The organism is Klebsiella sp. S69, from assembly GCF_016516145.1.
In the GTDB taxonomy this organism is placed as follows: Bacteria; Pseudomonadota; Gammaproteobacteria; order Enterobacterales; family Enterobacteriaceae; genus Klebsiella; species Klebsiella oxytoca.
In genome coordinates this window covers 1-6220 of the sequence record NZ_JACVUU010000049.1, presented here as the reverse complement: position 1 = coordinate 6220, position 6220 = coordinate 1, and the positions used below count along the sequence as shown (strand labels likewise).

Below are 6220 nucleotides of genomic sequence, written 5' to 3'. Positions count from 1 at the left end.
CGAAGACTATGTTCATGGTCAGGAAATTTTTAAAACGATAATTCAATTTCCTAACCATCAAGGGAGGCATGCAAGAAAACGTACGTATTATCTGAGGCCTGTATCCGACTACTAAGATGCCTGCCCCAAATCTGATTTATTCAACAAAGCCTCTAGCCGTTTGTGTTTTAACGCAACCGTAATAGCTTTATTAGCCAAGCGGTTACTCCGACTCCACAAAGAACAAGTATTACCGGGATTACCGGCACTGCATATATACTTAGACCAAGATTAAGTAGCCAAGGAGTTAACGCGAGTACAGTAGCAGCAAGTACGATAGCCAGAGCAAGCGTTGAGGCTGCCCGTTCCAACGACCTCCCCAGTTGGCTGATATTCTCAACATTAATATCAGCGTGAAGACGGCCGTACCTCAGACGTTGTATCAAAAGCCGCAGGGTTTGCGGAAACGTGTTGCCGCTGTCCAACATTAGATTACCAAGCTCCACCATCCTCCTGCGGCTTGTAAATCGGCTGTACCTCTGTAGGAGCTTTTTTTTCAGGTATGGGCGAATCAACTCAATAATATCAAACTGCGGATCCATTGTAATCAACACGCCATCGGCGGTGATGAGTGCCTTGAAAAGCAACACCAGGTCAGGGGGGAGAGACAAGTGAAACTCTCTGGCTGTGGCGAGCATATCGGTTAGTACTTTGCCCAGTTGTAAAGTGCGGGAGCCTTGCTTTTGCATGAAGTAATTTGCTGCAAGTTCCAGCTCAGCAATATTCAACTCCTGGTGGACACTCCAGACAATAAGCGCATCGACTATACCCCTGATATCACGTCGACTGAGAGAATAAATAAGGGAAATCAACTCGTCACGACGGATTTCACTCAGATGTCCTACCATGCCAAAATCGATAAAGCCGACCCTGTTACCCTCCAGTGCCATTACGTTACCTGGATGAGGGTCGGCATGATAAATGCGAAAGTCGAATACCATTTTTATGAATGCTTCCGCCCCCCGGCGAGCCAGGAGTTTTCCTTCCAGACCTACGGTATCCAACCGCTGCCTGTCCAGTGGTGACGTGCCGTGAAGAAACTCTTGAACCATAATACGCGGACGGGTCCAATGCCAGTAGACTTTAGGGATGACAACATGTTTATCGATAGCGAAATAGTTGCGCAATCTATCGCTGTTAGCCGCTTCATAGCGAAAGTCCAGTTCCTGAAGTAATGCGTTCTCCAGATAACGAACCAATACTACGGGGCTAAACCGGGCTAAGGCGTTGCTTCGTTGCTCGACATTTTCTGCTAAAAAGTGCAAAATGCGTAAATCGGCACGTATGGTTGCTTCAATATTTGGCCTCTGAATTTTAACTACTACCTCGTCTCCCTCTTTCAGACGGGCACGATGAATTTGTGCGATTGAGCCGCTGGCCAATGGTGTTTCATCAAACCATGCAAACAAATTTCTGGGTGTGTCACCGAGCGTCTCAACAAACCTTGTTTCCAGAGAGGACCAGAGCAGAGGACTGGTATTGGCATTCAGGTGGCCCAGTGCTTCGCTCCACTCTGGAGTCAAAAGATCGCTGCGTGTAGAAAGGATCTGTCCAAGCTTGATGAAAGCAGGGCCCAGTTCTTCAAGTGCAGCTGAGACCCTGACAGGTAGAGGACGTACGTCTTGTTCACTGCGTGGACTAAGTATACTAACTAAACCTGCAAGGCCAATAAGCTTCATCAAATCCTGCAACCCATAGCGCAATAGTACTTTGGTTATCTCCTGTAGTCGTGCTCTGTCTCGTGCCGTAGCTATTACCGTTTTTATCATTTTATGTTGCTCCATTTTTACATGTTGCCACCGGACGCATTTATCGATGATCATTAAGAAAAAACAAATGAACTACGACTAACCCTCAGTATACACGGCACTTGGTAAGGCTATGTCGCATTAAGATGTCGTCAGATAACATGCTGTTCTTTTGCTATGTTACCTGACTATGCAGCTGATCCGAAAAGCCTTCAAACGTCTGCACTATCCTGTTGATATTATTGCTCAGTGTGTTCGCTGGTATCTGGCTTACTCCCTGAACGGCTTTGTTGAATAAATCGAACTTTTGCTGAGTTGCAGGATCAGATCACGCATCCTACCGATAACGCAGACCGTTCCGTGGCAAAGCAAAAGTTCAAAATCACCAACTGGCCCATCTACAACAAAGCCCTTATCAACCGCGGCTCCCTCACTTCTGGCTGGACAATGAGGCGATTCAGGCCTGGTATGAGCCGGCAACTCCTTCTTCACGGGGAAGAACTCAGCGTTATTCTGACCTTGCCATCACCACCGTTCTGGTCATTAAACACGTATTCCTGTTGACCCTGCGGGCTGTGCAGGGCTTTATTGATTCCATTTTTACCCTGATGAAAGCTCCTTTGCGCAGTCCGGATTACATCAGTGTCAGTAAGCGGGCAAAGTCGGTTAATGTCAGTTTCAAAGCACCCACCCGGGGTGAAATCGTACACCTGGTGATTGATTCCAGCGGGCTGTAGATCTTTGGTGAAGGCGAATGGAAAGTCAAAAAGCACGGCAAAGAGCGCCGTCGTATCTGGCGAAAGTTGCATCTTGCTGTCGATGGCAGCACACATGAAATTGTCTGTGCAGATCTGTCGCTGAATAACGTCACGGACTCAGAAGCCTTCCCGGATCTTATCCGGCAGACTCACAGAAAAATCTGGACAGCAGTGGCAGACGGCGCTTACGCCCCCCGGCTCTGTCACGATGAACTGCGACGCAAAAAAATCAGCGTGCTTATTCCTCCCCGGAAAGGAGCTGGTTACTGGTCAGGAGAATATGTAGACAGAAACCGTGCTGTTGCAAATCAGCGGCTGACCGGGAGTAATGCCCGGTGGAAATGGACAACAGATTACAACCGTTGCTCGATAGCGGAAACGGCGATGTACCGGGTAAAGCGGTTGTTTGATGGTTCACTGACGCTGCATGACTACGATGGTCAGGTGGCGGAGGCTATGGCCATGGTACGGGCGCTGAACAAAATGACGAAGGCAGGTATGCCTGAAAGCGTGCGTATTGCCTGAAACACAACCAGCTACAGGGATATTCACCAGAAATCTGATTTATTCAACAAAGCCTCATTACCGACAATGAACGTTAACACAGGCCGTGAGATAACTCCAAAAGCCAGAATTATACATCAGATTCAACTAATTAGAGACATCACCTGCTACCTGTCATTTAATTGTCATACGACATCTCAATACTCAATCGAAATAAAGAGAGATAATTTGAAATGATTTGAAAATAACTTATGTTATTCTAAACCAATGGAGAACTTGTATGACCCGTCAACGCACCGCGCTGAATGCTTCCGCTCTGTTTCGTAAAAGCCATTTAGCTTTCGGCATCCTATCCTTCGCCGGTATGGCTGCCGCCGAACCTTCTGTTACTACGGTGGCTGAGGTAAAAGCCAAAAACGTGATTGTGATGATCAATGACGGGGCTGGCTGGGGGACCTGGGACGCAACGGCCTACTGGCAGTACGGTGACCGTGACCAGACTCCATACGCCGGGTTCCCGGTAAAATATGCCATGACAACCTATCCGCTGAACGCGTCGAAAAAAGCAACCCATAACAATGATTCGTTAGTCAATTACGATGCGCAGAAAGCCTGGGATACCAGCCCGAATGCCGATAAGGATCTGCCGTTTAAAGGCTACGCGTATCTGGCAACCGACCCAACCGACAGTGCCGCTGCCGGTACCGCGCTGTCATCGGGTACTAAAACCTATAACAACGCGATTAACGTCGACAACAACGGCAAGCCGATAATCTTTGTTACCCTCGTTGCGAAAGGTCAGGGTAAAGCGACTGGTGTCGTCACAAGTGTGCCGTTCTCTCACGCCACGCCTGCGGCGTTTGGCGCACAGAACGCATCCCGCAACGACTATCATGCCATTTCTCACCAGATGCTGACGTCCGGCAAACTGGATCTGATTATGGGAACCGGTCTGCCGGGCTTTAACTCGAACGGTACCGATTGCGGCAAGCTGGCGAAGGGTGAGTCTGCCGTAGGTTGTGGTGAGGACGCATACAGCTATCTGGCGAAAGCCGAAGCGGATCAGCTGACCTCCGGTAAACTGACGCCGGCCGGTGCCAGCCAGCCGTGGAAAGTGATTCGCAGCACGGATGAATTTAGCCAGCTGGCAAATGGTGCTCTGCGCTATGAAGGCCCGCTGTTGGGCTCCCCGAACGTTGCTCCGAACGGCACCCTGCAGCAGGGACGCCAGGCGGCGATCGTCGGTAAAGATGTGGCAACACCTTCCGGCGATGCGTATATCCGCACTGTCCCGACACTGAAAACCATGACCGAAGGGGCGATCCAGCACCTGAGCAAAAATGCAAACGGCTTCTTTGTGATGATTGAAGGCGGCGCGACCGACTGGTCCGCACATACCAGCAACTCATGTACTGGCAAAGGCGACTGGGGTAACTCCTACAACCCTAACTGCATGGGCGTGGAATATGGTCGTCTGATCGAAGAGACTGCTGATTTCAACAACGCAGTATCGTCTGTGATCGAATGGGTAGAGAAGAACAGCAACTGGGGTGAAACCCTGCTGATTGTCACCACCGATCACGACAACGGGATGCCGATGGGTCCGGACGCGCAGAAAAACGCGTTTGAAGCAGTTACCAATAAAGGCAAGGGTCAGATGCCGGGTATATCCTTCCGCCCGACCGGCAACCATTCTAACGCGCTGGTTCCGCTGTGGGCGAAAGGCGCAGGCGCAGAAGCCTTCGCTTCACGCGTGCGCGGCACCGATGCTGGTTACGCTAAATACGTGGGTCTGAATGACGGGAAGTATATCGACAATACCGACGTATTCCGCGTGGTGAAGGCGGCGCTGGACGGTTCAGCCGTTGAGAAAGTCGTACGGTAAACCCGTACTGCTCAGAATGTAAAAGTCCAGTTCATGGTTAGGAATTTCAATCGCCTGTCGATTGCTTCCTGACCATGAACATAGCGCCGGGCGAGCACCATTCTGTCATCAATTCTGGTCGGGTAGGCTGTTTTCAGGCTCTGTCGCGTTAGTGACATAGGCCTTTCATCTGGAGGGAAGCTTATGTGCTGTTTTTACGATACAAAGCTACCGAACCCGCGAGGATTAACAGAAACGATCCGCTGATACGGTTCATCAATTTAATGCCACTGGCTTTCCAAAGACTGACGCATTTCTTACCCAAAACCGCATAACCCAACATCACCGCCACATCGATTAAAACTATCACTGCCGCCAGGCTGGCATACTGCGGCAAGGCTGGTTGCGCCGTACTGACGAACTGAGGTAGCAATGCGGTCATGAAGATGTAATATTTAGGATTGCTCATGGCGACAAAGAAGCTTTTGAGAAAAAGCGAGCGACGCGCAGGAGCCATTTCTTCCATACCACCAGGCAAAGAAGTGTTAGAAGAAAGCAACATCCGCAAGCCGATATAAGCAAGCCACGCAGCACCGACCCACTTAAGAGTGACAAAAAGTGTTTCCGAAGCAGCCAGAACAACACCAAATCCTAAACCGACCAGCGCCACGAGAAGGATATCCGCTGCTGCTGCGCCAATTATTCCCCATGATGCCCGTCTGATACCAAAGCGGGCCGCATTATTGAGAGAAAGCAGAACTGTCGGGCCAGGAGTGACGATCCCGGCAGACATAATCAGGGCAAAAGCCATCAGGGCAGTTAAAGACATAGAATATTCCTCGCCAAAACTTGCACTATATCAGGCACTCTTGCAAAGATCATGATGAGGCAACCGTTAGTGTTACAGAAAGGTCCTATCTTTCAAAGACTTTACTTACCAAATGCATCTCGCCCAAAGGATGGCCAAAATAAAATGATTCTGCCTGACCTTTCCGTAGCGCACGCATCACTTCAATCCCTTTTATAGTGGCGTAAGCCATCTTCATCGATTTGAATCCGGGTTTGACCTTGATAATCTGTTTCAGATTGCGGCAATGACTCCAATTTATTTTTTCTGATGTGTGCCTGGCTGAGATACGGTCTAGGTGAAAGTGAGCAGCCATGTTTTACGGGTTCTGCCGCCTTAAGGCGACAGAACCCGCATTATGGCTCTGTAGCATTAGCGTATGCATGTCAGCAAAATGTATCCTGCTGACTTTTCAGGCAGCTAACTGATAAAATTGTTCTGCGGGTGACATTCCGTCACC

3 protein-coding genes and 3 pseudogenes are annotated in these 6220 nt (G+C 49.5%); 3 read left to right on the top strand and 3 right to left on the bottom strand.

The features are described 5' to 3' along the window. Positions 1 to 167 precede the first annotated feature (167 nt). On the bottom strand, positions 168 to 1808 hold the full coding sequence (locus IAE27_RS28820; RefSeq protein WP_200093360.1) for an ABC1 kinase family protein: 1641 nt from the start codon (positions 1806 to 1808) through the stop codon (positions 168 to 170). A gap of 169 nt (positions 1809 to 1977) precedes the next feature. Between IAE27_RS28820 and IAE27_RS30040 the strand changes: the two are divergent. From IAE27_RS30040 to IAE27_RS28810, 3 genes and pseudogenes are all read left to right on the top strand, one after another. Continuing rightward, positions 1978 to 2070, top strand: a pseudogene (locus tag IAE27_RS30040) (IS6 family transposase); the annotation flags it as partial. Between the two features lie 77 nt (positions 2071 to 2147). Further along, positions 2148 to 3070 (top strand): annotated as a pseudogene (locus tag IAE27_RS28815) (IS5 family transposase). Between the two features lie 259 nt (positions 3071 to 3329). Continuing rightward, positions 3330 to 4934 carry an alkaline phosphatase gene (locus IAE27_RS28810; RefSeq protein ID WP_227685339.1) on the top strand — a complete coding sequence of 535 codons (1605 nt, stop codon included), beginning with the start codon at positions 3330 to 3332 and terminating at the stop codon, positions 4932 to 4934. A 181-nt stretch (positions 4935 to 5115) separates the two neighbouring features. Here the strand turns inward: IAE27_RS28810 and IAE27_RS28805 are convergent, their stop codons facing one another. Continuing rightward, positions 5116 to 5742 carry a LysE family translocator gene (locus IAE27_RS28805; protein ID WP_200093358.1) on the bottom strand — a complete coding sequence of 209 codons (627 nt, stop codon included), beginning with the start codon at positions 5740 to 5742 and terminating at the stop codon, positions 5116 to 5118. Between the two features lie 85 nt (positions 5743 to 5827). Beyond that, positions 5828 to 6049, bottom strand: a pseudogene (locus tag IAE27_RS28800) (IS6 family transposase); the annotation flags it as partial. Between the last annotated feature and the right edge of the window lie 171 nt (positions 6050 to 6220).

Coding starts and splice junctions, on each gene's coding strand:
- IAE27_RS28805 (WP_200093358.1), bottom strand. CDS start 5,742: ATGTCTTTAACTGCCCTGATGGCTTTTGCCCTGATTATGTCTGCCGGG.
- IAE27_RS28820 (WP_200093360.1), bottom strand. CDS start 1,808: ATGATAAAAACGGTAATAGCTACGGCACGAGACAGAGCACGACTACAG.
- IAE27_RS28810 (WP_227685339.1), top strand. CDS start 3,330: ATGACCCGTCAACGCACCGCGCTGAATGCTTCCGCTCTGTTTCGTAAA.